Source organism: Gordonia asplenii (assembly GCF_012933505.1).
GTDB classification, from domain to species: domain Bacteria; phylum Actinomycetota; class Actinomycetes; order Mycobacteriales; family Mycobacteriaceae; genus Gordonia; species Gordonia asplenii.
On the sequence record NZ_JABBNB010000010.1, the window covers coordinates 135,243 to 162,066 of the forward strand.

Genomic DNA, 26,824 nt, shown 5'->3' on the forward strand with positions numbered 1-26,824 from the left:
CGGCGACTCCTACGCGGCCCATGCCTCGATCAATGCGCGGGCAATCGAGATCGATCCCGGCAAGCGCAACCTCGGTCCCTCGGTGGGAGCCTCGTTCTCGGCGCCTTCGACGCGGACCCAGTCGTCGCCACGAGCCAGCGCCTCGCGGACTTCGTCGCGGTGGAACCAGACCGCGTCGCCGATTTCCCCGTCGAGGAAGCGCAACGGTTCATCGGGGTCGGCGATGGCTGCGAATCCGCACATCAGCGAACGCGGGAAGGGCCACGGCTGACTGCCGAGGTAGCGCTGCGAGTGGACTTGAATCCCGACCTCTTCGTAGATCTCGCGGGCCACGCACTGTTCGAGCGACTCGCCGGGCTCGACGAATCCGGCCAGCGTCGAGTACCACCGGTCGGGCCAGGCCGCTTGGCGGCCGAGAAGCACACGGTCGCCGCCGTCGTGCACGACGGTGATGATGGCGGCGTCGGTGCGTGGGAATTCCTCGCGTCCGGTGTCGACGTCGCGCCGTACCCAGCCGGCTTTGTCCGAGCGCGTCTCGCGGCCCGACGACGGCGAAAATCGTGATGTGTCATGCCAATTCAGCATTCCGAGTGCGGTCGCGAGCAGCCCGGCCTCGTCGGGGTCGAGGTTGATCGCGCCGAGTCTCGGGTCGCTGCGCTCGCCCACGACCTCGCTGACGCGCCGCGCCCACTTGTGCACGCCGCCGTCGACACCGAGCAGCGCCACCGAGTCGTCGATGTCACCGGACGCGGCTGCCCAGCGCAGGTGGCCGTCGCCGGTGATCGGGTACCGGCCCTTGTAGTCGACGTCGAGTACCAGGGCGCTGCCCCACCCGGCCGCGAGCGCCGCCGGATCCTCCCGCAGATTGTGTGCGCGGTCAAAAGTCGCCCGCGACAGCATCGGCGGGGCGGGCAGCACGAAACTCATTTGTCACCCGGCCCGCGCCGCACGTACAGCAGACGGTCGCCTGCCTCGATCGCCTCGACTTCGGCATCCCCGACCCGGTAGAGCGTCCCGTTGCGCACCACCCCGAGCACGATGTCGGCCGTGTGCGCAGGCGAGCCACCGGTCTCGGTGGGGTCGACTTCTCGTTCGGCGATCGCATATCCCTCGTCGGGAGTCAGCAGGTCTTCGATCATCTCCACCACCGACGGTGTCATCGTGGCAAGCCCGAGCAGGCGCCCCGCGGTCTCCGACGATACGACGACGGAGTTCGCGCCGGACTGCTGCATCAGGTGCGTGTTCTCCGAATTGCGAATGGACGCAACAATTTTCGCGGTCTTGTTGAGCTCCCGAGCGGACAGCGTCGCGAGGGCGGCGGTGTCGTCGCGGCTGGCCGCGATGACGATGCTCGCCGCGTGCGCGACACCGGCCAGGCGCAGTACGTCCGACTTCGTCGCGTCGCCGCGGACCGTCACCAGGCCGTCGGCGGCCGCGGTTTCCAGAACGGCCGGATTCTCGTCGACGACGACGATCTCGGCGGGCTTGACGCCGTCGCCGATCATGGCGGCCGCCGCGGTGCGTCCCTTGGTGCCGTATCCGACGACCACGGTGTGGTTGCGCAACTTACTCCTCCAACGCTGGATCTTGAGGGCCTGGCGAGACCGCTCGGTGAGCACTTCGAGCGTCGTGCCGATCAAGACGATCAGGAACAGGACGCGAAGCGGGGTGATGATCAGTACGTTCATCAGTCGTGCGCCGGGTGTGATGGGCGTGATGTCGCCGTACCCGGTCGTCGACAGGGTCACCGCCGAGTAGTACAGCGAGTCGAGGAACGACAGTTCGTTGCCCTGGGCGTCGCGGTAGCCGCCGCGGTCGAGCCAGACGACGCCCGCGGTGAAGAACAGTGCGCACACCGCGAAGATGACTCGCCGACCGATGGCACGTCCCGGACTGTTCTGGATCTCTGGGATCTTGATGATGCCGACGAGGGCGTGCTCTGGACGTTCGGTGAGCGGATCCGAGCCGAAGCGTCGACGCAGGCGCGATGGCATCAGCGATGTCTCCCGTTCAATGGCAACACAGTCGCAAGCCTAGACTCTCAGTGGCTCAGTAACCCGGCCAACCCCGCTTCGTCCGGCAGATCGTCGGGCTCCAAGGTCACCCCGCTGCGCACGTAGTGAAACGCCGCCCGCACCTGGTGCGGATCGACGTCCATCAACTGGGCCCACGCGATCCGGTATGCGGCCAGCTGCACGTAGAGCGAATCCCGCTGCGCCGGTTCGGGTACCGCTCCGGTCTTCCAGTCGACGACGAGCCAGGTCGAACCACCGCCGCCACCGCCGCGCTGCTCGAACACCGCGTCGATCCGACCACGGATCACCGTGTCGCCGATGACCGTTTCGAACGGGACCTCCACCTCTACCGGGGTGCGATTGGCCCACGGCGACGCCAGGAACGCGGCCTGAAGTGTGGCGAAATCATCGTCGACGCCGGAACTCGCGTCGGCTGCGCCGGGCAGTTCGTCGATGTCGAGCAGCCGGGTAGCGCCGAAGCGACGTTCCACCCAGGCGTGAAACGCGGTGCCGCGCCGCGCGAGTGGATTCGGCTTGAACGGCGTCGGGCGGCGCAGTCGTTCGGCGAAGCGCGCCTCGTCGGTGTCGAGGTCGACGAGTTGGCTGACCGACAGATGCGTCGGCAGTTCGACGACGATATGCGCCTGATTGGCACCGTGCCGCTCGGCCAGCAGGGCAGCCACCTCGGCTCGCCAGAGCGCCACGTCGGGATCGTCGTCGGCCGGTTCGGCCGATGCGTCCGGGTCGTCGAACAGTGTCGGCTGATCGCGAGCGGCGATCGCATCGAGTACCAGAGTCGCTGCGGCGCCGATGATTTCGCGTCGGTCGCCGAGCGCATCGGCGGGCCAGGGTGCTGACACCACGTGTTCGGCGAGCGGATTGGTGGTACCGGGCTCGGGCGCCGGCTCGTCGACGTCGATCACCAGGCCGTCGGCGACCTGCGGATCGCCCGAGGCGATGGCCGCGGTCATCACCTCGTGCAACTCGTCGAAGAACGCCGACCCGCCGCGAGGATTGTCGTCGCCCATCGACCAGTGATGCGCGGAAATCAGCAACGACTGCTTGGCGCGGGTCAGCGCCACGTAGAGCAGCCGACGATCCTCTTCCAGGCGCCGCCGCGCGATCGCCTCCTTGTGCTCGGTGAGGGCGTCCTCGAGTTCCTTGCGGTCGCCGACCCGGGAGAGGTCGAGCGGCGGAAACCCTTCGCTGACACCGTCACCGGCCCGATCGGCCAGGTCACCGCGCAACTCGGCGGGCAGTTCGCGGGCGCTGCCCAGCCACGTCGACTCCGACCTTCCGCTGGGAAAGATGTTGTGGCACAGGTGCGGGATGGCGACGACATCCCACTCGAGCCCCTTCGCAGCGTGCACGGTGAGGATCTGCACACGCTGTTCGGCGACCTCGATCTTGCCCTGTTCCAGGCCCTTCTCGATGGTCTCGGCGGTGTCGAGGAAGGACAGCAGACCGGGCAGTGTGGCGCCGGGGCGATCGGCGTAAGCGGTCACGTAGTCGGCGAAGGCGTCGAGATGTTCGCGGCCGGTGATCGCGCCGCGCATCCGGCGAGCCCGGATCTGCGCTTCCACGGCCACCCCGATCGTGTGCTCGACGTCGGCGACGAGTTCGGGAAGCGGCTGTCCGATGCGGCGCCGCAACATCTCCAGTTGCCCACCGAGGGAACGGATCCGGGTGAAACCCGCGGGACTGTAGCGCTCGGCGGGCCCGGGGTCGATCAGGGCGTCGGCGATGCCGGCGGCGTCGACGATCTCGGCGGGCAGCGCGGCGTCGAGTGCGGCGTTGAGTTCGTCGACGCTGGTCATCACCCCGCTCGACTCCGCGAACTCGACGGCGGCCAGTTCGGTGGCGCGACGCCACAGTGCGGCGATGTCGGCGGCGCCCAACTGCCAGCGTGCCCCGGTCAGCAGTCGCATGGCAGCCGTTCCGGCGAGCGGGTCGGCGATCAACCGCAGGGTCGCGACGATGTCTTCGATCTCCGGGACGTGCAGCAGTCCGCCGATGCCGACGACCTCGGCCGGGATGCCCCGCCGTTCCAGCTCGGCGGCCAGCGGCGCGGAATCCTCGTTGCGCCGCACCAGGATTGCCGTCGTCGGCGGTGCCACGCCCGCGTCTTCGGCTGCGCGGTAATGGGATTCGATGTGGTCGGCGATCCAGCTGCGCTCGTCGAGCACGGTGGACGTAAGCGCCAGGTGGACGGTGCCCATCGGCGCGTCGGGCCGAGGCCGCAGAACGCTGACCGGAATCCCTTGTCGCCGTAGCTCTTCGGATGTCTCGTTGGCCAGCCGTAGGGCTTGCGCGGCATTGCGCCAGCTGGTCAGCAGCTCCAACCGGTGCGCCGGGCTGCCGTCGGAGTGCGGGAAGTCGGTGGTGAAGCGCGGCAGGTTGGCGGCCGACGCGCCACGCCAGCCGTAGATCGATTGGATCGGATCTCCGACGGCGGTCACCGCGACACCGGCGCCGCGTCGAACACCGCGCGCGTCGGGCACACCCGCACCGAACAGCGTCGCGAGTAGGATCCGCTGCGAGTGCCCGGTGTCCTGATATTCGTCGAGCAGCACCGCCTTCACCGATTCTCGTTCTCCCGCAGCGACTTCGGCGTTGGCGGTCACCAGGCGCGCGGCCAACGACATCTGCGAACCGAAGTCGAGGGCGTTCTGTTCGCGCATCCTGTCGATCAGTGCTGCGACGAGGGGGAGCAATTCGCGCCGCTCGTTGATCACGCCCTGGATGTCGCGCAGCTTCTTCGACGGTTCGCCGCGCTGGCGAGGACCCTTGGGCAGGGTGTCGATCAGGTCGTACAGGTCGGTTCCCGACGACGCCAGATCGTCGAAGTCGACGAGGTGCTCGGACATTTCGCCGTACAGCCGCAGCACCGCTTCGGTGACGCCGGCGGGCACCTTGGTGGTGTTGAGCGGGCCCGGCCAGTTGCTGACCACCGAGAATGCCAGCTGCCACAGTTCGGTCTCGCTGAGCAGCGTCGACGCCGGTTCGACGGGTAGCAGCAAGCCGTAGTCGGCGATGAGCCGACCCGCGTACGCGTGGTACGTGCTGACCTCGGGATCGGCGTTGCGCAGCCGCATGGCCAGCGAACCGTCGGGATCCCAATTGACCAGTGCCGGTGAGGAAACCAGCATCGACAACCGGCGGCGGATGCGGGCGCCCAATTCGCTCGCGGCCTTGCGGGTGAAGGTGAGTCCCAGCACCTCCTCTGGCCCGACGAGCCGATTGGCCACCAGGTAGACCACCCGCGAGGCCATCGTCTCGGTCTTGCCGGCACCGGCACCGGCGACCACCAGGACGGGTTCCAGCGGGGCCTCGATCACCGCGACCTGCTCCGGCGTGGGCATCGGAAGTCCCAGTGCCGCAGCCAGACTCGTCGCCGACACGCGCGGCGTCGTCGAGCCGTCAGTCATCGATCACCGACTTTCCGCGCAGCTGCGCCGGACAGCTGGTCGACAGTTGGCAGTGCCCGCAGCCGGGGTTGACAGTCGCGGTGAACACCGGACCGACGCTCGCTCTCGCCGCCGCCCGCAGGATGCCTTTCCAGTGGTCGACCAATTCCGGTGTGAGAGCGTCCTGTTCGCGGACCGACGCTCCCGTCTTACGGTTGCCCTGGGCCACATACACCAAGCGCGCGCCACCGGTCTGAACCGGACCGAGCTCGGCGACACCGCCCAGATTCAGTGCCAGCTGATATGTCGCGAGCTGGGCGTGTTCGGCGGCGTCGTTGGCGGATATCACCGTCTTTCCAGTCTTCACATCCACCACGACGGGCCGCCCCGAACTGTCGGTCTCCAGTCGGTCGATGCGCCCGACCAGCCGGATCGGAATCGACGTCGGGTCCTCCGGATCGGCGGGCAGCTGTGCGTCGATCGCCGTTTCGACGCCGTGCACCCGCAGCTCCGACCGTGACTGGGCGAGCCACTCGCGGAAATTCGACAGCATCCCCTCCGCACGTTCGAGCTCTTTCGCCGAATACCACTGTGCCCCGGAATCGACCCGATCCCAGATCTCCCGCAACGCCTCGGTCACCTCGACGGGTGCGATCTGCCCGGCGACCGCCTGCACCAGGGTATGCACCAGCGTTCCGGTCAACGCGGGTGCGGCATTCCCGTCCCGGCCGCCGTGCCGTTCCAGCACCCACCGCAGCGAGCAGCGGCTGAGCGATTCGACATTCGACGGCGATAGGGATCGAGGACCGCGGTCGGGTGTCCACAGCGGCGCATCGGTCGACGGACCGGCCAGCCCGAACCAGTCCCGCGGGTGAGCACCGGGGATGTCCGAATCTGCCAGTTGGGCAAGCAGTTGCGCCGCGGCCCGGGTCCGGGCGTCGGGTGCGCCGCCGGCCACCACCTCCGATCGCAGAGCGGCGACCAACGAAGGCAGCGACAGAACTCGGCCGACGCCGGGATCCACCGGCAATGTGTCGACCTGGGTCTCCGCGGAGTCGTCGGTGCCGAGTTGACCCAGTGCAGCGGCGATCTCCGGGATGAATCGCGACGGCGACGCTTCACCGCTGCCGTCTTCGACCGCGGAGACCAGCAGGCGCCGCCGCGCACGGGTACAGGCCACCAGTAGCAGTCGGCGCTCGTCGGCGAGGGCGATCGAGCTGCGGGCGACGGTGTCGACGGCCTCGGGATCGATGCCCTCGAGGAGGTCGATCAGTTGACCGGTCGCCAAGACGCTGCCGCGCGAGCGCAGCGACGGCCACAACCCGTCGAGGACCCCGGCCACCGCGACGACGTCCCATTCCCGACCGGCCGCGGCGTGCGCGGACAGCACTGTCACCGACTCGGTGGCGGCGTGGGCCACCCGCGAATCGCGCGGAATCTGCAGCGCGGTCAGGTGCCGTACGAATGCCCCCACGCCCGCGGTCGGCAGATTGTCGGTGAACGACGCGGCCGCCTCGAACATCGCGACCATCGCATCCAGGTCGCGATCGGACTGCTCCCCCACCGGACCACCACGCAATGCGCTTGCCGCCCAACGCTTTTCCAGTCCCGATGCCTGCCAGGCCGCCCAAAGCGTCTCTTCGACGCCGCGATGGGACGCATTCGTCCGTCGTGCCGCATTGACGACGTCGAGGGTGCGTTTGAGCGGACGCGCCCCGACGTCGGACAACGATGCGAGATAGCGATCGGCGGTTTCCCGGTCGGTCAGGGCGTGCCACAGCGATGCCAACGAGTCGACGTCGGCTTCGGGGGCGGATGTCTCGTCGATGCGACGCACTCCGCGGCGGAGCCTGCGCAGCGACGCCGGGTCGGCACCGCCGATCGGCCCGGACAGCAGGGTCACCATGTCGTCGGCGTCGAACGGATCGGCGTCGACGACGTCGGGGTCGGCGCTGGTGGCGTCGACGACCCGCAACGCGAGCAGGAACGCCGACACCGCGCGCTGGCGGTGCAGCGGCAGATCCGACGCCGGGGTGGTCAGCGGAACGCCCGCCGAGCGGAACGCACGCCGCAGCGCCGGCGCCGCCAATGCCACCGACCGCACGATCACCGCCATCGACGACCACGGCACGTCGTCGAACAGGTGCGCGCGCCGCAGCAGATCGGCGACGGCCGTCGCCTCCTTCGCGGCCGAGGTGAACACCCGCACCTGCGCGGTGTCGTCGCGACGGTCCGACACCGGCTCCGGATACGCGTGCGGACGATGCCCGGCAAGCCTGCGGGCCAGCGCGGCACCTACCCGGTTGATGTCGGCGGTGCTGCGAAAGTCGGTGTCCAGCACAATGTCTCGCGGCGACCCGGCGTCGGTCAGCGATTCCGCGAAGCGCGGGCTCGCGCCTCGGAAGGAGAAGACGGACTGGTCGGTGTCGGCGGTGACGATGGTCGAATCCGCTCCGGTACCGATGAGCCGGATCAGTTGCGCCGCTTGCGGATCGAGATGCTGGGCGTCGTCGACCAACAGATGCCGGACCCGGTTGCGTTGCACCGTGAGCAATTCCGGATCAGTCGCGAACGCCGACAGCGCCGAACCCACGAGTTCGGCGGCGTCGACGGCGGGCGCCGACGCATGCGGCGCCGCGACGCCGACCGATCCCCGCAACAACATGTTCTGTTCGTACTGTTGATACGCGTATCCGGCCGCCGCCCACTCCGGATGTTTGTGGGTCCGTCCGAGCCTGATGAGTTCCTCCGGTCCGACGCCCCGTTCGGCGGCGCGCATCAGCATGTCGCGCAACGTCTGCGCGAAACCATCGGTCGCCAACGCCGGACGCAGCCACTCGGGCCAGTACGCCGCGCCGTCCTCGATGTCGCCCATCAGCAACTCGCGCAACACCACATCCTGCTCGGAACCGGTGATCAGCCGCGGCGGAGGATTGTCGTGGACCGCGGCCTGCAACCGCAGGATCGCGAACGCGTACGAGTGGACCGTACGCACCAACGGCTCGCGCAACGCGCCGCCGAGGATCTTCCGGTGCGGCGCACCGGCTTGCGCGTCCGCGGCGCCGACCGCCAAGACCCGCCGAGTGATCTGCTCCCGCAACGCCGTCGCGGCCCGCCGGCTCGACGCCAGGACCAGGACCGACTCCGGATCGACGTCGGGATTGCTCAACCGGGCGACCGCCGCGTCGACGATCAACGACGTCTTGCCGGTGCCCGGACCGCCGTGCACGTAGTACGGCAACCAGGGCTGTTCGGGATCGCTGAGCTGCATCGTGTCGATGACGCGTTGTGCCCGCGCCGGCCACCACCGCGCTCCCCCGATATCCGCCGCCGCGGACACCAAACGCGTCCGCAACGCGGTGCCGGCCATCGCCGACGGGGTACGGGGAGTCATTGGTCTATCGAAGCATGTGGGTCTGACAACGTTGATTATGCGGGTGATGCCCAGGTGGCCGCTGCCCGATCTCGTTACGAGAACTCACGTTGAACCGACTCGAAGCGGTGTTGAACACTCGGGGAGCGAGTCGGTCACCTCGGCACTGGAGAACGAACTCCTCACCTCGGCACTCGGGATGAAGTCGGTCGCGACGGCGACGCGGTTCGGGAAGTCGCGGCATCGCTTCTCACCCGGGCGTGGGCCCCGCAATCACACCTCGCTTCCGATCCGGCATCATCGGACCATGCCCCAACTGAACACCATCGTCTTCCCGGGCGCTCCCGGAGCACCGACTGTTCTCGCTCTGCACGGCCTCACTGGGCACGGTCGTCGTTGGGAGCCGCTGGCCGACGAACATCTTCGCGACGTCCGGATCGTCGCGCCCGATCTGCTCGGACATGGACAATCGCCGTGGACGGCACCGTGGTCGTTCGACGCGCATCTCGACGCCATCGAAGACGTCCTCGACGCTCGCGTCGACGCCGCCGAGTTGCCGATCGTCGTCGTCGGTCACTCCTTCGGCGGGGCACTGGCCGTCCGTCTCGCCCGACGTCGACCCGACGCCGTACGAGCGTTGGTGCTCCTGGACCCCGCGCACGGACTCGCGCCGGACTGGGCGTCGCAGATAGCGCAGGAGTCGATGGCGCACTGGACCTACGCCGATGCCGACGACGCCCGCGCCGCCAAGCGCGCGGAGGGCTGGGCGCTGGTTCCCGACCACATCCTCGAAGCGGAGATCGCCACCCACCTCATCGACGTCGACGGGCGCGTCGGCTGGCGCGTCAGTCAGCCCGCCGCCGCGACGGCCTGGAGCGAGATGGCCCGGCCGGCGGAACTGCCACCGGCGCACATTCCCACCACGATCGTCGTCGCCGACCGTGTACAACCACCGTTCGTTTCCGCCGACTTCCTCGACGCGGCGTCGAAAACCCTTGCCTCCGTTGATATCCGCCACGTCGACTGCGAACACATGGTGCCCTTCCTGGCACCGGAGCTGGTGGCCGCGCTGATTCGGGCGAGGCTGTAGCGGTGGCGTCGGTCACCGACGACGACGTCGAGCGGGTACGTGCTCTCGTGGCCGCGATCCCGTCGGGCAAGGTCAGCACCTACGGTGATCTGGCCGACGCCGCGGGACTGTCGAACGCCCGCATCGTCGGCTGGATCATGCGCACCGACAGCGCCGACCTCCCCTGGCACCGGGTGATCGGCGCGGGCGGCCGCCCGGCACCGCACCTCCTACATCGCCAGCTGGAAGAGCTTCGCGCAGAAGGTGTTCCGATCCGCGACGGCCGAGTGCTGTTGCGGCAGTGCCGCTGGGAGATCCCCGCGGCCGATTAGCGGAGTCGCGGCTGACCGGGAAACGTCCCATCTCCGCTAGACCATCAATCGCACCAGGTCGACGACCCGCTTGAGTCCCGGCAGGGCACCCGTCGTCGAACGTGGGTGCAGGGCGTGCACCGCCAGCCGGAACATGGTGGCGCGCAACATCATCTGCGGCCACTCGGGCTGATCCGACCATCGGTCGACGAGTGCCTCGTCAGCGCCGCCCCACGCGAGCGAGTCGACGACGACCACCGCCGACGCCCACGCCGCAGGGCGGTAATACGGCACGATGTCGGTGATGCCGGGAGCCGCGGCACCGGCGAAGAGCACCGTCCCGAACAGATCGCCGTGCACCACCTGCGACGGCGAATCCACCTTCTTGCGAAGCGTCGCAAGGGTTTTCAGTATCTCGACGCTGACCTTGCCGTCTTCGGTGGTCGGCTCGTCGATCTGCGCGGCGCGCGCCGTACGCAGCGGCACGTCCTCCCACGCGGCGCGATCGGCGGCGGTGAACACGTCGACGTCGGTAATCGGCGGGGCCGGCTGCTGCAACAGCAATCGAGGACGTTCGATGGGCGCCAACGCGTCATGCAATCGCTCCGCGACCTGCAGCACCTCGTCGTGGCGGGGTTCCGGTGCGCCGGCGATATAGGTGTCCGCGCGCCACCCGGCCACCACATAGCGACCGTCGGTGGACCGGAACGGCCGGGCGATCCGCAGGCCCGGGACGAAGAGATTCTCCCGAATCGACGCCGACCACGCGGCCCGCGCGTGGTCGGGAACCATCGACAGCACGACCTCGCCTACCCGCCATCCACCGGTCCAGGAATTACCCATGGCGATCGGCGGGTGTGCGGTCAGCCCGAACGTCTGCAAGACGTGCTCGGGAGGTTCAACGCTGGTCACAACCCGAGATTACCGATCGGCCCCGACATTCCCGCGGACGCCACGCTCATCGAAGCGCAATACCGGCAACTCTCAGTACACCGGCAGGCTGTGATCTACCTGATTCGCCCACGCGGTGACTCCGCCCTGCAGGTGCACCGCGTCGGCGAACCCGGCGCGCTTGAGCGTGGCGAGCACCTCTGCCGAACGCACCCCCGTCTTGCAGTACACGACGGCCTGACGATCCTGCGGAATCTGCGCGAGTGCGGCACCGGATTCGAACTCGCCCTTGGGAATCAGCGTCGCACCGTCGATGCGGACGATCTCCCATTCCACGGGTTCGCGCACGTCGATCAGGGCGAGCCGGTCACCGGCGTCGATCTTGGCTTTCAACTCGGCGGCGGTCAGCGTGGATCCGGCTGCGGCGTCGGCCGCCTCGGTGGACACGACGCCGCAGAAGTCGTCGTAGTCGATGAGTTCGGTGATCTTCGCACCGGCCGGATCCTTGCGGATCTTGATGGTCCGATAGGTCATGTCCAGGGCGTCGTAGACCATCAGGCGGCCGAGCAGCGGCTCGCCGATACCGCAGATGAGTTTGATTGCCTCGGTCCCCATGATCGAGCCGATCGAGGCGCAGAGTATCCCGAGGACGCCGCCCTCCGCGCAGGACGGCACCATTCCCGGCGGCGGTGCCTGCGGATACAGGTCGCGGTAGTTCAGTCCGCGACCGTCGGGGGCGTCCTCCCAGAACACCGACGCCTGCCCCTCGAAACGGTAGATAGAGCCCCAGACATACGGTTTGTGCGCGAGCACCGCGGCGTCGTTGACGAGGTATCGCGTCGCGAAGTTGTCGGTGCCGTCGAGGATCAGGTCGTACTGCGAGAACAGCTCGATCGCGCCTTCGGGCTCGAGCCGCTGCTCGTGCAGCACGACGTCGACGAACGGGTTGATCTCCTGAATCGATTCCTTGGCGCTGAGCGCTTTCGACTTGCCGACGTCGGACTGACCGTGGATCACCTGACGTTGCAGGTTCGACTCGTCGACGACGTCGAAGTCGACGATGCCCAGCGTTCCCACACCGGCCGCGGCCAAGTACAGCAACGTCGGCGAGCCGAGTCCGCCCGCGCCGATGACCAGGACTCTCGCATTCTTGAGTCGCTTCTGACCGTCCATCCCGACGTCGGGGATGATCAGGTGTCTGCTGTACCGGGCGACCTCAGCCCTAGTGAGTTCGGCTGCGGGTTCGACCAGGGGTGGTAGCGACGACACTTCGTGCCTCCAGATTGTGCGAAATCAACTCCAATCACAACACCACGCGGGCGCGAGTCATTCCACCGTCGGAAGGAACCCTCAGCGCTCGGGGAACGGCCACGGATTGGGCCGGCAGACGTAGGAGGCATTGGCCTGCATGTCCGGGTCGAGCGCCATGATGTCGCGGTTGGCGGTACCGAAGGTCTGCTGCATCATGATCGGCGCCAGCGCGCCGTTCTCCTTGCACGGCTGATGCTTCTCATAGCCGATGCCGTGGCCGGTCTCGTGGTTCACCAGATACTGGCGATACCCCATGTCGTCGCCCTGATACGACGACGCCCCGCGCACCCACCGGGCCTCATTGAGCGTGACCCGCTTGGTCGGCGGGTAGAAGCAGGACGTCTCCAGCTTGATCTGGTATCCGCAGAGTTCACGAGCGGTGTTGGTCGACGAGAGCGAGATCCGCAGATCCGGTTCACCGGTGTCGATCCGGCGGAACGACACCTTGCCGTCACCGGTCCAGCTGCGCGGATTGCCCAGCGTCGCGTCGACGAATTTCCCGAAACTCCGGTCACCGCCGAAGTCCGTTCCGTTGAGCCCGTTCTCCACCTCGACGGTATAGGTGTAGACCTGCCCGCCGGTACCCACCTGCGCCGTCGTTCCCGGCACCACGTGATAGGTCTTCTTGCCCACCTTGGTGAACGGCCCTCCGCCGGGCAGCGCACCCGCGGGCAGCGCGGCGGCGGCGATGTCGCCGGTGGGTGCACCGATCGCCTTGGACTCCTTGGTGACGTCGGTGTTGCGGGCAGCCGGATCGGGCGTGGAGTCCGGTGCGGCGTTGTCGGCGTGCGAGTCCTGGATGGTGATCACGATGAGCACGATGGTCAGCACGACGAGCACCGGGATCGCATACGCGCGCCATCCGTAGGTACTGACGAAACGCCCCAGCGCGGACTGCTTCTTGCGCGGCTCGTCGCGGTCGGTGCGACTGCGCCCACTGTCGTCGGTCGGGTCCCAGCGAGCCCGCAGCGGCTGGTCCGGACGGGGGCGTCGGGGCGTCGTCGACTGCCCGGCGTCGGACGATTGCGCGGGTCTGGTCGAACCTTCGTCAGTTCGGCTCACGAGTTAACCTTCTCACAACCCCGTGTCAATGCCAGTCAACGCCCGCCACGTGTCTCCGGCGTACACGTGCGCCCGACCGGCGAGTAACCTGAACGCATGTCTACGACAGCGAGTTCGCACGCAGGACGTACCGGTGCACGACTGCCGCGCAGCGCCCGCCGCTTGCAACTGCTGGATGCCGCCAGCGAGATCTTCGTCGAGCGCGGCTACCACTCGGCCGGCATGGATGAGATCGCCATCCACGCCGGAGTGAGCAAACCTGTCCTCTACCAACACTTTCCGTCGAAGCTCGACATGTATATCGCGGTCGTCGATTCGCACGCGGAGAAGCTCGTCAGCGACGTCAACAAGGCGCTGGCCGGTACCTCCGACAACCGCCAGCGGGTCCGGGCCGCCGTGCAGGCGTTCTTCGACTTCATCGACCAGGACAACTCCGGTTACCGGTTGATCTTCTCCTCCGACGCGATGGATCCGGCGGTCATCCGCCGCGTCGAAGGCGCCACCGAAGCCTGCGTCGACGCCGTGTACGGGCTGGTCATGCACGATTCCGGCCTCGATCCGTATCGCTCCCGCATGCTCGCCGCGGGCCTGGTCGGCGCGAGTCAGGTCAACGCCCGCTACTGGCTGGAGGCGCGTCGCCCGATCGACAAGCAGACCGCCGTCGACACCACCGTCGCCCTGCTGTGGGGCGGACTGTCGGGCGTCCCGATGCACGCCCTGGGCGAGGTCGGCGTCGCCGACAGCTCCGACGCCGAGGCCCCCACGCCGGATACGACTTCGGCCGACGATCACTGATCGTCGGCCGAAGATTGGAAATTGTTGTCGCTGAACAGGTTTGACAGCGCAGACGGTTTACGCCGCCCCGAACCCGACCTTGCGGCTCTCCGACTTGCCCACCTCGACGTAGGCGATCTTGGTAACCGGCACCACGAACCGCGCACCCTTCTCGTCGGTCAGTGCCAACAGTGCCGACTTGCCGCCGAGAGCGGTCTCGATCGCGGCGTACACATCGTCGCTGGAATCTGCGGACTGGATGGTCAGTTCGCGGGGACTATCGGAGATGCCAATTTTGACTTCGACGCTCATGTCACCAGGTTAGTTCACCGGCGAGCCGTGCCGGGAGCCGCTCCGCTGACAGCGTAAGTGTCGTGTCGCGAGGCGCTACGCCAATCCCAAGTCGGCCATCCGCTGTGCGTGCCGGTCCGACACCGAGTCGAAGAACCGCGACACCGCCTGCAGATCGCCGGTTCCCTGGAACAGCAGATCGGTGACGTCGTCTTCGGCGGCGAGCACCCACTGTGCGTGCGTGATCGCCTCGCCGAGGAGTCGACGCCCCCACAGCGTCAACGGTCCGCGCAGGACGGGCTCCGCGGCGAGTTTGCCGCGAACCTGCGCAATCGCGAAGGCCGAGTTGCCGGTCTCCGCCATCACGCCCTCGACCACCGCGCGCGCGTCGTCGGGCAACATGTGGGCCAGTTCGAGGTAGAAGTCGGCGGCCAGACCGTCGCCGATGTAGGCCTTGATCATCGCCTCGTACCAGCTCTTCGGATTGGTCGCACCGTGGTAGCGGTCGAAGACGTCGACGTAGTCGCCGATGGCCTTGATCGGATCGCCGCCACGTGCTTCGAGCTGCGCGGCCAGCAGATCGAAGTGGCCCATCTCCGCGCTCGCCATCCGGGCGATCGCTACTCGGCTGGCGATGTCGGGGGCCATCGCCGACTCGGCGATCAATCGGGTGTAGGCCGCGTACTCCCCCGCCAGCAGCACCGCGAACAGTTTCGTGATCCCCCGCTCCAAAGCCGCATCCGATTCCGTGGGCACCGCTGAACTCTCCGCCATGGTTGTAAATGGTAGGCGAGAGGGCGTCCCGACGTTCACCAGTGGTGAGCCACCGGTCCTCACCAGGTACAATTATCGTCGGCGTCCATCATCGACGCGGTAGAACGGCCCTGGCGGAGCAAGTCGCGCCGGCTCATGTGCCCGCGTCGCGATGTTCGTCTTCGATGATGTGCGCGCACACCTGAGCCTGCTCGCAGGCGCCCGACGCCGGGCCGCCGACGAGTGCCACACCGCATTCTTGCTGGCAGAGAGCCTTTTTGTGCGTGCGAACGCAGCTAGGAAGGCACCACCGCAATGACCGAGACCACAACACCGCAGGCTCCGCCCGGCGACGACGTGCAGACCACCATCGTCGACGAGGAGCACGTACCACCCACGTTCGCCGAGCTCGGCGTCGACGACGCCATCGTCGCGGCACTCGCCGACGATGGCAAGACCAACACCTTCGCGATCCAGGAACTCACCCTGCCGCTGGCCATCGGCGGCAGCGACCTCATCGGTCAGGCCCGCACCGGCATGGGCAAGACGCTGGGCTTCGGCGTGCCGTTGCTGCACCGCCTGGCACGCGCGACGGGCGACGCGCCGTCGGGCATCCGTCCGCTCGACAACACCCCGCGGGCGCTCGTGATCGTCCCGACCCGTGAACTGTGTCTGCAGGTCACCGGCGACCTCGGCGTCGCCGCGAAGAAGCTCACCGTCGAACTCGCCGACGGCACGGTTCGTCCGCTCAAGATCACGTCGATCTACGGCGGTCGCCCCTACGAGGCGCAGATCGCCGAGCTGCGCGCCGGCGTCGACGTCGTCGTCGGCACGCCCGGACGCCTCCTCGACCTGGCCCAGCAGGGTCATCTCATCCTCGGCAAGGTCGCGATCCTGGTCCTCGACGAGGCCGACGAGATGCTCGACCTGGGCTTCCTCCCGGACATCGAGCGCATCATGGCCGCGCTCCCCGACGCCGAGCGCGGCGGCTCCCGCCAGACCATGCTGTTCTCCGCGACCATGCCGGGCCCGATCGTCACCCTCGCCCGGACGTTCCTGCACCGCCCGACGCACATCCGCGCCGAGCACGCCAACGATTCGGCCGTCCACGAGCGCACCACCCAGTTCATCTACCGCGCCCACGCCCTGGACAAGTCCGAGCTGGTCGCGCGTGTCCTGCAGGCGACCGACCGCGGCGCCACGATGATCTTCACCCGAACCAAGCGGACCGCGCAGAAGGTCGCCGACGACCTCGCCGAGCGCGGGTTCGCCGTCGGTGCGGTGCACGGCGACCTCGGGCAGATCGCCCGTGAGAAGGCACTGAAGAAGTTCCGCAACGGAACCATCAACGTCCTCGTCGCGACCGACGTCGCGGCCCGTGGCATCGACATCGACGACGTCACCCACGTCGTCAACTACCAGTGCCCCGAGGACGACAAGACCTACGTGCACCGCATCGGCCGCACCGGCCGGGCCGGGCGCAGCGGCACCGCGATCACCCTCGTCGACTGGGACGAGCTGCATCGCTGGGAATTGATCAACGCCGCCCTGGGCCTCGGTGTGCCGGAGCCGGTGGAGACCTATTCCAGCTCCGAGCATCTGCGCACCGACCTCGGTATCCCCGAGGACGCGACCGGCCGCGTCGTCGCACCGCGTCCCGAGGGAACGGCCGAGCGCACCGACGACGGCCGCGAGCAGCGCGAGGCCGAGCGGGCCAAGAAGCGGGCCACGCGTTCGCGGCGGCGCACCCGCGGCGGCAAGCCGGTCGACGGCGACTCAACCGAGACCGTCGAGTCGGCCGACTCGACCGACGGCGAAACTACCGATGTCGCCGCAGACGGCGAGAGCGGCGACGGCCCCGCGACGACGACCGACGGAGCTGTCCGCAAGCGCCGCCGCCGGCGTCGTCGTTCGTCCGACACGGCCGCGACGGACGCGGCGTCGCCGGACGCCTCGGGTAGCGTTGCGGACGGCGAGTCGGCGTCCTAGCCCGGCTCGCGAATCCACTTCGTAAAGGGCAACTTTGGTCACACCGGAACGCCGGCACCCGATCGACATAGCGGTGTCGTTATGCATCGTCGCCGTGCTGGCCGTCGTCGGGGTGACCGTCTGGTGGTTCAGCCCGGCCCGGCACACCTCCAGTGAGCCGGCGGCCAAGTCCGCGCCCGCGGTCACCGATCCCGAGGTCGCGCCGGAACGTTTCGTCGAGAAGTGGACCGCGGCGTCGACCGCGGCGCCCGTCCCGCAGACCACCCAGACCGTGGTCCTGACCGGGGCGGACGGCTCCCTCGTCGGCCGCGATCCGGCGACCGGGCGAGCGGTGTGGAGTTATCGACGTGATCTGCCGCTGTGCGCGTTCTCCGCGTGGGGAGGCGCCGGCACCGACCTCGCCGTCGCCGCATACCGCAATTCGCGCGGCTGCGGCGAGGTGACGACGTTCGACGCCGGGTCGGGACGACGCACCGCGGCCCGCACGAGCCTCGCCGATTCGACGATCCAGCTCATCACCGACGACGGGTACATGCTGGCCCAGGGCCCCACCCGCCTGGAGACCTGGGGCAACAACCTGGTCCGCGGCATCGAGTACGGCCGCGTCGACGCCCCGGTGAAGCCCGGAGTGCAGCCCCACGAGGGCAAATTGTGTCTGATCCACTCGTCGGCGATCGCCGGCTCCCGGGTCGCGGTGATCGAGCGCTGCGACCACGAACCCGGCTACCGGCTGACGGTCCTCGGCGCCACCCTGGACAAGGACGAGAAAGTCACCCAATACGGATCGTCGATCATCAGCAGCGGCACCACCCAGCCTCCGCCGCGACTCATCGCGATGTCGACGTCGGGGATCGCCGTCTACGACGGCGGCGGCAACAGCCCCGAACCACGCGGCGCCACGATCCGTCAATTCAACTCCGACGGCGCGCAAATCGGTGAGAGCACGGTCAACGGCCCGCTCGGGCCGCCGATCGATTCGACGCCGATCACCCGCGGCGGACTGACCACGTTCTGGACCGGGACCGGGACCGTCGTGCTCGACGCCCAGAGCGTCCGGCCGCTGTATCAGATCCCCAACACGCTCGGCCCGGGCGTCGTGATGGGCGGGCAGCTGCTGTTGCCGACTGCCGCCGGAATATCCGTGCGGGCATCGACCGACGCGCACGAGGTACGCACGATTGCGTTGTCCCGCAAGGATTATCACGGCCAGACCGTCGCCGGCGGGGTGCTCGGCGGCACCTATTACGAACAATGGGGCGACACGCTGCACGCCTACGGCGCGGCGCCGATCAGCTAGGCGCTGCCCGCCGTTGGTTGAGTTGAACCGGGTTTGGCGAGCGCAGTGGAGTGCCTGCTTCGCCGCATCCTGCTGGTTGAGCGAGGCGAAGCCGAGTCGAAACCATCGGGCTACGAGTCGCTAACTGTCGCTATGTGTTTGGTGCGGTGGTCTCGTCGGCTCACGTGGTTTCGACACGGGCCTTCGCTAACGCTCCGGCCCGGCTCAACCAGCGGAAGGGACGGCTCAACCAGCAGGAGGGACGGCTCAACCAGCGGAAGGGACGGCTCAACCAGCAGGAGGGTCGGCTCAACCAGCGGAAGACCACAGCACAACCCGCGGAGTGCTAAGACCTCACTCCACCACCGCGTCGAAAGTCGCCAGCGGCGCATCGGAATTCCAGTGCTTCCAGAGATTCGCGGCGAGCTCGCGATAGGCGTCGGCGCCCTTGTTCTTGCGTCCGCGCATCACCGAGCTGCCCGACGCCGAGGCCTCGGCGAAGCGCACGGTCCGCGGAATCGGCGGGTCGAGGACCGGGAGGTTGTAACGATCGGCGACGTCGGAGAGGACGTCGCGCGAGTGCGTCGTGCGCGAATCATAAAGTGTCGCAACGGCTCCCAGCATCTCCAACTTCGGATTGGTGATCTGCTGGATCTCGGTGACGGTACGTAGCAGCTGCCCGACACCGCGATGCGCGAGGGTCTCGCACTGCAGCGGCACCACTACTTCGTCGGCGGCGGTCAGTCCGTTGAGCGTCAGCACGCCGAGCGACGGCGGGCAGTCGAGCAGGATCACGTCGAAGTCCTCGGCGACCTCCGCGAGTGCACGCTTGAGCGCATATTCGCGGCCCGGCCGCATCAACAGCAGCGCCTCTGCACCGGCGAGGTCGATGGTCGCGGGCAGCAGCGTCACATTGTCTTCGGTGTCGAGTAGGACGTCGCCGATCTCCTCTTCGCCGAGCAGGACGTCGTGCACCGAGGTCTTCAGTTGATCCGGGTCGTGGCCGAGCGAAAAGGTAAGGCAGCCTTGGGGATCGAGGTCGACGACGAGCACCGACACGTCGAGGTCGGCCAGCGCCGCCCCCAATGATTCGACCGTGGTGGTCTTGGCGACGCCACCCTTCTGGTTTGCGATGGCAAGCGTGCGGGTCATACCGACATGGTATTGGGTTCCTGATCGGGCGGCGCGTCAGGCGTTCGGTGGCGCGGCGTCATCGCTGTCCCGTGGTCAGCTGTCCCCGTAGTCGTGCGCCAGCCACCGCACCGACGCCGGCATGAACAGCAGCACCATCACCACGATCACGGCGATGATCAGCGGAATCCCGTACAGCGGCTGATGACTGTCGGTGAGCAGTGCGTAGGCGACCGGCAACAGCAGCAACTGCGCGACGACGGCGATCGCCCGGCCCCACCGACGGCCCTTGAGCAGCGCGATTCCGCCGACGAGAACACCGCCGCCGATGATCGCGAACCACGCCCCGGTGCCATAACTGTTGGCGATCGACTGATCGTCGCCGCGCAGTCCCAGAATCACCATCACGACGGCGGCGATCACGCCCAGTCCGCCTTCGAGCGCCACGAGCGCTCCGGCCCGGCGAATCGTCGTCGGCGGCTTGTCATCGATGGTCGGCCGTTCGTTCGGCGCGTTGTCCTCCACAGATCCCAGGGTATTGCCCGATTATGTGGATTCCGCCGCGACCCCATATCCTTGGCGCCGTGCGCGCCATGCTGATCGTGAACCCGTTCGCGACTTCGACGACCCCTGCGGGCCGCGACGCGCTGGTCAACACCCTCAACTCGCGCTTCGACCTCGTCGTCGAGCACACCACCCATCGCGGGCATGCGGGCGAACTCGCCGCGCGGGCCCGCGCCGAGGCCTTCGACGTCGTCGTGGTGCACGGCGGCGACGGATCGGTGAATGAGGTCGTCAACGGCATCCTCGGCTCGCCCGGCGCGCCCCGGCCGGAGTCCGACGAGCTGCCCGCCGTCGGAGTGATCCCCGGCGGCAGTGCGAACGTTTTCGCCCGTGCCGTCGGCATCGAACCGGACCCGCTGCGCGCGACCGGCCAACTCATCGAACTGCTCCAGGCCGACAAGAAGCGGGCGGTCAACCTCGGCCACACCGACGACCGCTGGTTCATCTTCAACTGCGGCATGGGCATCGACGCCATGGTCGTACGCGAGATGGAACGCAAACGCAATGCGGGCAAGGCGGCCACACCGAACCGCTACCTGCGCACCACCGTCGCCACGTTCATCCGACACAGCGCCGACGCCGCGCGCTTCGACGTCGACGTCGAACTGCATCCGACCCCGAAGGGTGCGCACGCACCCATCCATCTGCCCGACGTCGCGTTCGGGTTCGTCAGCAATGCCAGCCCGTGGACCTACCTCGGCGGCCGCGAGATCCGCACCAACCCGACCACCGGGTTCGACAACGGGCTGGGCATCTTCGCAGCGTCGTCGATGGGCGTGCTGGCAAACCTTCCGCTGGCCTACCGGCTGCTCGCCAACGCCGAGCCGAAGGCTCGCCACCTCTACCGCAACGACGATGTCCGCGAAGTGACATTCACCGCATCGCAGCCCCTTGACGTACAGATGGACGGCGACTACATCGGCACCCATCAGCGATTGAAATTCAGCTATCGCAAGGCGGCCTTGCAGATCGTCGCACCCTGATCTACCTGCGGTTTCACTGTTCGACGCGGCAAATGCCACGCGTGTAAGCCACGCCTGTGACCTGGACTTTTTGTAAAAAACCCTGGTCAGATCGCCAACACAGTAGTACAACGGTACGGGGCTACTTTCGAGTACCCCCGGGGCAGTGACTTTGACCACGTGTTAACGGAAGGCTATTGACTTAACGTCAATTCGTGAAAGTATTCACAAGCAACAACGCGGAAACATTCAGTGTGCGCGTGTGTGAACTAGCTGTTACAGCCAACGAACTCGAACGAGTCGATGAGTGGTGCGCAAGGCACCTTAAGGAGAAGGAATGGACTGGCGTCACAAGGCAATCTGTCGCGATGAGGATCCGGAGCTGTTCTTCCCAGTGGGAACCAGCGGACCGGCCATCGCTCAGATCGCTGATGCGAAGCTCGTCTGCAACCGTTGCCCGGTTACAGCGGACTGCCTGTCGTGGGCACTGGACTCGGGCCAGGACGCCGGCGTGTGGGGCGGAATGAGCGAAGACGAGCGCCGCGCACTCAAGCGCCGCAATGCTCGCACCCGCGCCCGCAGCAGCGTCTAACGACCGAAAGTTCGCCGCCACAGCCCGGCGGCACCCTCGCGAAGAAGGACCCGGCCACCTCGGCGGGTCCTTCTTCCGTTGCATGAAGGCGTGTCTTGGCCCTTGTGCTGCACCATCTTTCGCGCCTACCTGACCGGCACGGTCACGGTCGCGCGGGTGCCGCCACCAGTGCCCGCACCGAGTTCCAGCGCGCCGCCGAGATCGATCTCGACCAGCGTGCGCACGATCTGCAGACCCAACCGCTCCGAGGCGAGCATGTCGAAACCCTGGGGCAGCCCCTGCCCGTCGTCGCTGATCGACACCTTCAGGCGACGCATGTCCCGGCTGCCGGTGATGGTGATGGCTCCCCCGTCGTCGCCCGACATACCGTGCTCGACGGAGTTCTGAATCAGCTCCGACAACACCATGACCAGCGGCATCGCCAGCTCGGCGGGTAGCACTCCGAGCCGTCCGCGACGACGGACCCGGGTATGAGTGCCGCCCGCGGCGTCGAGCAGGGTCGGCATCAGCCGGTCGACGACCTCGTCGAGATCCACTTCCTCGTCGACGCTGCCGGAGAGCAATTCGTGTACCAAGGCGATCGACGCCACCCGGCGATCGGCCTCGGTGAGCGCGGTGCGCGCCTCCGGATAAGACGTCCGTCGCGCTTGCAACCGCAACAGTGCCGAGACGCTCTGCAGGTTGTTCTTGACCCGGTGGTGGATCTCCCGGATGGTGGCGTCTTTGCTGATCAACGCCAGATCACGGCGCTTGACCTCGGTGACGTCGCGGATGAGCACCACCGCGCCGGTGGTCTTCGACGCCGGGCGCAGCGGCACCGCACGCAACAGGACCGTCGCGCGCCGGGCGTCGACTTCCATCCGCATCGCGACGTCGACGTCGGGCTCGCGCTGTCCGACCGCGATCCGCAGCATGTGCGCGGCGTCTTGCGCTTCGAAGGCATCGGTCAACAAACCCGTGATGACATCGGCCAGCAGCGTCCCCGACAATTCCGCGCTGTAGCCCATGCGGTGAAACGCGGACAGTGCGTTCGGACTGGCGTAGGCGACCGCGCCGTCGGGATCGAGCCGGATGAACCCGTCGCCGGCTCGCGGCGTCGATAGACCGGTCGGATTGCCCTCGACGAGCGGGAAACTGCCGTCGCTGACCATCTGACAGAGGTCGTTGGCGCAATCGCTGTACGCCGCTTCTAGCGGCGACGGCGGACTCGGCGCGCCCGCGTCCACCGCTCGGGTCAGTACAGCGATCACTTCGCCGTCGAATCCGATCGGCCACAACTGCAGCCCGACGGTGACACCGCCGGCGGTCACCGAATCCCTCGCCGGTCGACCGGCGAACACGGCGTCGAGTGCTTCGGATCGCCCGCCGTCGAGCAGGGTGCCGACCTCGTCGCGGGGTAATACGGTCGAGGCCGTGTTGGGTCGGCACTGCGCGACGGTCAGCACCCGGGTGTTCTCGGCGTCGGAGCCGACCGTGCGCACCGACATCAACAAGTCGGCGAAGGAGAGGTCGGCGAGGAGTTGCCATTCGGCGACGAGGCGCTGGAGGTGTCCTGCTCCCTCGTCGGTGAGCGCGGTGTGCGCGGCAAGGAGATCTGCGAGAGTCGACATCTAGCGCACCTGTCGACGGCTCGGCGGGTCAGCGGTAGACAGCGATGACATCCCCCGCCTGGATCACGTCGCCGACCGCCACCTTGACCTCGGCGAGTGTCCCCGCGTCCTCGGCCACGACCGGAATCTCCATCTTCATCGACTCCAGCAGTACCAGCGTGTCGCCCACTTCGACCGCCTGTCCGGCGGCCGCACGAACCTCGAGCACACTCGCGACGATCTCGGCGACGACATCCTCGGGCGCCGAAGAATTCTGATCTGCCATGCACCTAAGTTAACCCACGAACCGCCCGGAAAACGATTCCACACCGGTACTGACCAGTAGCAATCGGTCGTGGTGCCGAATACGCTCCCGCCGGGTTACGAGCCGGACGGCGATGCGTCCAGGTCTGCTGCGCATGCGACGGCCCGACGAACGCCGTCGGCGAGGGAGGTCGGAGCCCGTCGTTCGTGCGGCTCGTTTTCGCTCCGCGGTACCTCACGTGGAAGAATGGACCGGCACTGAACACGAAGGAGGCCCATCATGGGTAAGCGCGGACGCAAGAAGCGTGCTCGTAAGAAGAACGCAGCCAACCACGGCCGGCGGCCTAACTCCTGACTCGCGAACAGTTGAGTCAGACAGCAACACCCGGGTGACCGGCGAACGAGAGTTCGCGGCCCCGGGTGTTTTTGGTTGCTGCGGCGGTCGCGCGGTCGACGCGGACTAACCGTCCGACAACCGCTGCTCGTGCACGATGACGGTCTTGCGGATCTCGATCGTGAGCCGCTCACGCAGGCCCTTGGGCGCCAGGTCGCCACCGCACTTGCGGTTGATCAGCGCTTTGAGATCCTTTTCGATGCCATAGCGTTCCAGGCACGACGGGCACCGGTCGAGGTGGCCCTGCAGCCTGCTGCGCGCGCCCGGATCGCATTCGTTGTCCAGGAGCAGCCAGACGTCGGCGATCACCGTCGAGCAGTCGATCTGGGTGAAGGTCGGGTCTGCTGCCGGTACCGCCGGATCGGCGTCGGCGCCCTGTCCCGCGGTCATCGGGTCGCCCCCGACGTCGAGGTGTTGCGGGCGGCCCGATTGAATCCACGCTCGGCGGCCACGTCGGCCAGCAGTTCACGCAGTTGACGTCGGCCGCGATGCAGTCGCGACATGACGGTTCCAATCGGTGTATCCATGATCTCGGCTATCTCTTTGTAAGGGAGTCCCTCGACGTCGGCGTAGTACACCGCCATCCGGAACTCTTCCGGGAGCGCTTGCAGCGCATTCTTGATGTCATCGTCGGGCAGGGCGTCGAGCGCCTCGATCTCGGCCGAACGCAGACCGGTGGAGCTGTGTTCCGCGTTCGCGGCGAGCTGCCAGTCGGTGATCTCGTCGGTCGGATACTGCGCAGGCTGACGCTGCTTCTTGCGGTAGCCGTTGATGTAGGTGTTCGTGAGGATCCGGTACAACCACGCCTTGAGGTTGGTGCCTTCGCGGAACGACTTGAACGCCGAGAACGCCTTGATGTAGGTCTCCTGCACGAGATCCTCGGCGTCGGCCGGATTGCGGGTCATTCGGAGTGCAGCGCCGTACATCTGGTCGAGCAACGGCAATGCGTCGCGTTCGAAGCGGGCGGAGCGTTCCTCGTCGGTTTCGGCGGGCTCCGGCGCCTCGGTGGCGGGGGCGGGTTCGGTCACTACGATCCCTTCGGTCGCGGTGCTCCGCCCGGCAGATGCTCGCAGCGGAGGTGTAACGATGTCCGGCAAGTTTACCGACCCGAAGACCTCGCCGGACACCGCCGTACTCCGCGTTGCCGCTGCCACTGTCATTACGTGCCCTCTCCTGTTGACGCTGCGGTTCGTTCGCCTGGGATAACGCCATCTCCCGCGCCGATTGTTCCCGCGTCCCGTTCTCGAACGCGACCGGCTGGGGACGACCCGGCCGGACGACGTGGCAGACTGTTGCGGTCATGGCAGCTACTCCCGCGATCGCCGCTCTGTCCAAGGCCGGCATCGACCACCAGGTACACAGGTATCGGCACGACCCCCGCTCGACCGACTACGGCGCCGAAGCCGTCGATGCCTTGGGCCCGACGCTCGGCGTGGTGGCCGCGCAGATCTTCAAGACCCTCGTAGTCGACGTCGGCGGGAACCTCGCGGTCGCGATTGTTCCTGTGCCCCAACAACTCTCACTCAAAGCGGCCGCTGCCGCGCTCGGTGCGTCGAAGGCCGTGATGGCCGACAAACAAGTGGTGACCCGCTCGACCGGTTATGTGCTCGGCGGGGTGTCACCACTCGGGCAACGCACCGCGTTGCCGACGGTGATCGATTCGTCGGCACGGACCTGGCCGACGATCCTCTGCAGCGCGGGCCGACGCGGACTTGAGATCGCCCTGGCCCCCGACGACCTCATCGCCGCCACCGACGCCGTCGTCGCCGACATCGCTGTGTGAGCCATCCGATGTCGGTGGTCCGTGACAGCATGGACCCATGTGCGGACGTTATGCAGTGACCACGGACCCGGCGAAACTGGCCGCTGAGATCGACGCCGTCAACGAAGTGCCGCCACCGGAGCCGGCCGCCGACCTCGACGCCCCGGATACGGGCACCGCCGACGCGCAGCTCACGCTCGACGGCGCCCCCGCCGACGATCCCAAGCCCCGCCCCGCCTTCCCCAACTACAACGTCGCACCCACCACGACGATCATGACGGTCGTCGCGCGCCACTCCCACGACCATCCCGATGACGACCCCACCATGCGGATCCGCGCGATGCGCTGGGGACTCGTGCCGTCCTGGGCGAAGGAGATCGGCAAGGGATCGTTGTTCAACGCGCGGGCGGAGAGCGTCGGCGAGAAAGCGTCATTTCGCGGGTCGGTCAAGTCCAAGCGCTGCCTCATCCCGATGGATGGATGGTACGAGTGGCGCAAGGTCGAGGTTCCCGGGTCGTCGAAGCCCGCGAAGGTCCCCTACTACATGTCGCCGCGCGACGGTACCCGCCTGTTCATGGCGGGACTGTGGTCGGTGTGGCGCCCACGCAACGCGGGCCCCGACGCCGCTCCCCTGCTCAGTGCGACCATCCTGACCACCGATTCGGTCGGCCCGCTCACCGATATCCACGACCGCATGCCGCTGATCATGCCGTTCGAGGAGTGGGACGCCTGGCTCACCCCCGACGCTCCGGCGCCGCCGGAACTGTTCGACGCCCCGGCACTGGCTCTCGCCGAGGCGATCGACATCCGCGAGGTGTCGCCGCTGGTCAATCGAGTGTCGAACAACGGTCCGGAGCTGCTGACGCCGGCCGGTTAGTAGGGTGTCGCACTAAAGAGTTGTATGACGTTGCTTTCCTCTGCCGGTTGAGCCGAGGTCAAGCCTGGGTCCACCGATGGTGGGCCCTCTCTCAGCTGGTTGAGCGAGCGGAGCGAGTCGAAACCCCACCGGCCGGGCAATGACGAAACACCCAGCGTCACAGTGGT

General features: G+C 67.5%; 25 protein-coding genes. 10 read left to right on the forward strand and 15 right to left on the reverse strand.

Translation table 11 applies throughout. The features are described 5' to 3' along the window. Positions 1-9 precede the first annotated feature (9 nt). The 4 genes from nudC to HH308_RS11885 are packed head-to-tail and all read right to left on the reverse strand — an operon-like array spanning position 10 to position 8,816. Positions 10-927: an NAD(+) diphosphatase gene (nudC, locus tag HH308_RS11870; RefSeq protein ID WP_170194412.1), complete on the reverse strand. Its 918-nt coding sequence runs from the start codon at positions 925-927 to the stop codon at positions 10-12. After that, on the reverse strand, positions 924-1,994 hold the full coding sequence (locus HH308_RS11875; RefSeq protein WP_170194413.1) for a potassium channel family protein: 1,071 nt from the start codon (positions 1,992-1,994) through the stop codon (positions 924-926). Before HH308_RS11875 ends, nudC begins: the two co-directional genes overlap by 4 nt. A 47-nt stretch (positions 1,995-2,041) precedes the next feature. Beyond that, positions 2,042-5,443, reverse strand: a complete 3,402-nt coding sequence (locus tag HH308_RS11880; RefSeq protein ID WP_170194414.1) for an ATP-dependent helicase — start codon at positions 5,441-5,443, stop codon at positions 2,042-2,044. Then, positions 5,436-8,816, reverse strand: coding sequence for an ATP-dependent helicase (locus tag HH308_RS11885; protein ID WP_246284544.1), 3,381 nt, complete (start codon positions 8,814-8,816; stop codon positions 5,436-5,438). The genes HH308_RS11880 and HH308_RS11885 overlap by 8 nt, the downstream gene beginning before the upstream one ends. A 286-nt stretch (positions 8,817-9,102) precedes the next feature. Here HH308_RS11885 and HH308_RS11890 point away from each other — a divergent pair, with 286 nt between their 5' ends. Further along, positions 9,103-9,885 carry an alpha/beta fold hydrolase gene (locus HH308_RS11890; RefSeq protein ID WP_170194415.1) on the forward strand — a complete coding sequence of 261 codons (783 nt, stop codon included), beginning with the start codon at positions 9,103-9,105 and terminating at the stop codon, positions 9,883-9,885. A 2-nt stretch (positions 9,886-9,887) separates the two neighbouring features. Then, entirely contained in the window at positions 9,888-10,196 is a 309-nt protein-coding gene (locus tag HH308_RS11895) for an MGMT family protein (protein WP_170194416.1), read from the forward strand. A 36-nt stretch (positions 10,197-10,232) separates the two neighbouring features. On the opposite strand, the gene HH308_RS11900 is transcribed toward HH308_RS11895, so the two are convergent. The 3 genes from HH308_RS11900 to HH308_RS11910 form a co-directional block, all read right to left on the reverse strand. After that, on the reverse strand, positions 10,233-11,087 hold the full coding sequence (locus HH308_RS11900; RefSeq protein ID WP_170194417.1) for a TIGR02569 family protein: 855 nt from the start codon (positions 11,085-11,087) through the stop codon (positions 10,233-10,235). A gap of 72 nt (positions 11,088-11,159) precedes the next feature. Beyond that, positions 11,160-12,335: an adenylyltransferase/sulfurtransferase MoeZ gene (moeZ, locus tag HH308_RS11905; protein WP_170194418.1), complete on the reverse strand. Its 1,176-nt coding sequence runs from the start codon at positions 12,333-12,335 to the stop codon at positions 11,160-11,162. Between the two features lie 81 nt (positions 12,336-12,416). Continuing rightward, positions 12,417-13,439: a DUF3152 domain-containing protein gene (locus HH308_RS11910; RefSeq protein ID WP_170194419.1), complete on the reverse strand. Its 1,023-nt coding sequence runs from the start codon at positions 13,437-13,439 to the stop codon at positions 12,417-12,419. A gap of 96 nt (positions 13,440-13,535) precedes the next feature. Here HH308_RS11910 and fasR point away from each other — a divergent pair, with 96 nt between their 5' ends. Next, entirely contained in the window at positions 13,536-14,234 is a 699-nt protein-coding gene (gene fasR, locus HH308_RS11915; protein WP_170194420.1) for an HTH-type transcriptional activator FasR, read from the forward strand. A gap of 57 nt (positions 14,235-14,291) precedes the next feature. On the opposite strand, the gene HH308_RS11920 is transcribed toward fasR, so the two are convergent. Together HH308_RS11920 and HH308_RS11925 are read right to left on the reverse strand one after the other, a co-directional pair. Further along, on the reverse strand, positions 14,292-14,525 hold the full coding sequence (locus HH308_RS11920; RefSeq protein ID WP_170194421.1) for a DUF3107 domain-containing protein: 234 nt from the start codon (positions 14,523-14,525) through the stop codon (positions 14,292-14,294). Positions 14,526-14,600: 75 nt separating this feature from the next. After that, a complete protein-coding gene (locus HH308_RS11925) occupies positions 14,601-15,278 on the reverse strand; it encodes a ferritin-like fold-containing protein (RefSeq protein WP_170194422.1) in 678 nt (225 codons plus the stop codon). 294 nt (positions 15,279-15,572) lie between these two features. On the opposite strand from HH308_RS11925, the gene HH308_RS11930 reads away from it, so the two are divergent. Then, positions 15,573-17,246: a DEAD/DEAH box helicase gene (locus tag HH308_RS11930; protein ID WP_170194423.1), complete on the forward strand. Its 1,674-nt coding sequence runs from the start codon at positions 15,573-15,575 to the stop codon at positions 17,244-17,246. 34 nt (positions 17,247-17,280) lie between these two features. Further along, positions 17,281-18,543: an Rv3212 family protein gene (locus tag HH308_RS11935; protein WP_170194424.1), complete on the forward strand. Its 1,263-nt coding sequence runs from the start codon at positions 17,281-17,283 to the stop codon at positions 18,541-18,543. 333 nt (positions 18,544-18,876) lie between these two features. Here HH308_RS11935 and HH308_RS11940 read toward each other — a convergent pair whose 3' ends face one another. Next, entirely contained in the window at positions 18,877-19,674 is a 798-nt protein-coding gene (locus tag HH308_RS11940) for a ParA family protein (RefSeq protein WP_170194425.1), read from the reverse strand. A 75-nt stretch (positions 19,675-19,749) separates the two neighbouring features. Beyond that, positions 19,750-20,187, reverse strand: coding sequence for a hypothetical protein (locus tag HH308_RS11945; RefSeq protein ID WP_211188432.1), 438 nt, complete (start codon positions 20,185-20,187; stop codon positions 19,750-19,752). A gap of 50 nt (positions 20,188-20,237) precedes the next feature. Here HH308_RS11945 and HH308_RS11950 point away from each other — a divergent pair, with 50 nt between their 5' ends. Together HH308_RS11950 and HH308_RS11955 are read left to right on the forward strand one after the other, a co-directional pair. After that, complete coding sequence (locus HH308_RS11950; protein ID WP_170194427.1) at positions 20,238-21,200, forward strand: diacylglycerol/lipid kinase family protein; 963 nt, start codon at positions 20,238-20,240, stop codon at positions 21,198-21,200. Positions 21,201-21,516: 316 nt separating this feature from the next. Beyond that, complete coding sequence (locus tag HH308_RS11955) at positions 21,517-21,771, forward strand: WhiB family transcriptional regulator (protein WP_170194428.1); 255 nt, start codon at positions 21,517-21,519, stop codon at positions 21,769-21,771. A gap of 125 nt (positions 21,772-21,896) precedes the next feature. On the opposite strand, the gene HH308_RS11960 is transcribed toward HH308_RS11955, so the two are convergent. Together HH308_RS11960 and HH308_RS11965 are read right to left on the reverse strand one after the other, a co-directional pair. Next, positions 21,897-23,381 carry a sensor histidine kinase gene (locus HH308_RS11960; RefSeq protein ID WP_170194429.1) on the reverse strand — a complete coding sequence of 495 codons (1,485 nt, stop codon included), beginning with the start codon at positions 23,379-23,381 and terminating at the stop codon, positions 21,897-21,899. A 28-nt stretch (positions 23,382-23,409) separates the two neighbouring features. After that, a complete protein-coding gene (locus HH308_RS11965; protein ID WP_170194430.1) occupies positions 23,410-23,646 on the reverse strand; it encodes a biotin/lipoyl-binding carrier protein in 237 nt (78 codons plus the stop codon). Positions 23,647-23,904: 258 nt separating this feature from the next. Between HH308_RS11965 and HH308_RS30705 the strand changes: the two genes are divergently transcribed. Beyond that, positions 23,905-23,979 carry a 50S ribosomal protein bL37 gene (locus tag HH308_RS30705; RefSeq protein ID WP_373279550.1) on the forward strand — a complete coding sequence of 25 codons (75 nt, stop codon included), beginning with the start codon at positions 23,905-23,907 and terminating at the stop codon, positions 23,977-23,979. Positions 23,980-24,084: 105 nt separating this feature from the next. Here HH308_RS30705 and rsrA read toward each other — a convergent pair whose 3' ends face one another. Both rsrA and HH308_RS11975 read right to left on the reverse strand, forming a co-directional pair. Continuing rightward, on the reverse strand, positions 24,085-24,408 hold the full coding sequence (rsrA, locus tag HH308_RS11970) for a mycothiol system anti-sigma-R factor (RefSeq protein ID WP_170194431.1): 324 nt from the start codon (positions 24,406-24,408) through the stop codon (positions 24,085-24,087). Further along, positions 24,405-25,178, reverse strand: coding sequence for a sigma-70 family RNA polymerase sigma factor (locus HH308_RS11975; protein WP_211188413.1), 774 nt, complete (start codon positions 25,176-25,178; stop codon positions 24,405-24,407). Before HH308_RS11975 ends, rsrA begins: the two co-directional genes overlap by 4 nt. Positions 25,179-25,318: 140 nt before the next feature. Here HH308_RS11975 and ybaK point away from each other — a divergent pair, with 140 nt between their 5' ends. After that, positions 25,319-25,801, forward strand: a complete 483-nt coding sequence (gene ybaK / locus HH308_RS11980; protein WP_170194432.1) for a Cys-tRNA(Pro) deacylase — start codon at positions 25,319-25,321, stop codon at positions 25,799-25,801. Between the two features lie 37 nt (positions 25,802-25,838). Next, positions 25,839-26,657: an SOS response-associated peptidase gene (locus HH308_RS11985; RefSeq protein ID WP_170194433.1), complete on the forward strand. Its 819-nt coding sequence runs from the start codon at positions 25,839-25,841 to the stop codon at positions 26,655-26,657. Positions 26,658-26,824: the final 167 nt, after the last annotated feature.

Bases quoted from the DNA above. Each gene is read 5' to 3' on its own strand.
- nudC (WP_170194412.1), bottom strand. From the start codon at position 927: ATGAGTTTCGTGCTGCCCGCCCCGCCGATGCTGTCGCGGGCGACTTTT.
- HH308_RS11875 (WP_170194413.1), bottom strand. From the start codon at position 1,994: ATGCCATCGCGCCTGCGTCGACGCTTCGGCTCGGATCCGCTCACCGAA.
- HH308_RS11880 (WP_170194414.1), bottom strand. From the start codon at position 5,443: ATGACTGACGGCTCGACGACGCCGCGCGTGTCGGCGACGAGTCTGGCT.
- HH308_RS11885 (WP_246284544.1), bottom strand. From the start codon at position 8,816: ATGACTCCCCGTACCCCGTCGGCGATGGCCGGCACCGCGTTGCGGACG.
- HH308_RS11890 (WP_170194415.1), top strand. From the start codon at position 9,103: ATGCCCCAACTGAACACCATCGTCTTCCCGGGCGCTCCCGGAGCACCG.
- fasR (WP_170194420.1), top strand. From the start codon at position 13,536: ATGTCTACGACAGCGAGTTCGCACGCAGGACGTACCGGTGCACGACTG.
- HH308_RS11920 (WP_170194421.1), bottom strand. From the start codon at position 14,525: ATGAGCGTCGAAGTCAAAATTGGCATCTCCGATAGTCCCCGCGAACTG.
- HH308_RS11925 (WP_170194422.1), bottom strand. From the start codon at position 15,278: ATGGCGGAGAGTTCAGCGGTGCCCACGGAATCGGATGCGGCTTTGGAG.
- HH308_RS11930 (WP_170194423.1), top strand. From the start codon at position 15,573: ATGACCGAGACCACAACACCGCAGGCTCCGCCCGGCGACGACGTGCAG.
- HH308_RS11940 (WP_170194425.1), bottom strand. From the start codon at position 19,674: ATGACCCGCACGCTTGCCATCGCAAACCAGAAGGGTGGCGTCGCCAAG.
- HH308_RS11955 (WP_170194428.1), top strand. From the start codon at position 21,517: ATGGACTGGCGTCACAAGGCAATCTGTCGCGATGAGGATCCGGAGCTG.
- HH308_RS11960 (WP_170194429.1), bottom strand. From the start codon at position 23,381: ATGTCGACTCTCGCAGATCTCCTTGCCGCGCACACCGCGCTCACCGAC.
- HH308_RS11965 (WP_170194430.1), bottom strand. From the start codon at position 23,646: ATGGCAGATCAGAATTCTTCGGCGCCCGAGGATGTCGTCGCCGAGATC.
- rsrA (WP_170194431.1), bottom strand. From the start codon at position 24,408: ATGACCGCGGGACAGGGCGCCGACGCCGATCCGGCGGTACCGGCAGCA.
- HH308_RS11975 (WP_211188413.1), bottom strand. From the start codon at position 25,178: ATGACAGTGGCAGCGGCAACGCGGAGTACGGCGGTGTCCGGCGAGGTC.
- ybaK (WP_170194432.1), top strand. From the start codon at position 25,319: ATGGCAGCTACTCCCGCGATCGCCGCTCTGTCCAAGGCCGGCATCGAC.
- HH308_RS11985 (WP_170194433.1), top strand. From the start codon at position 25,839: ATGTGCGGACGTTATGCAGTGACCACGGACCCGGCGAAACTGGCCGCT.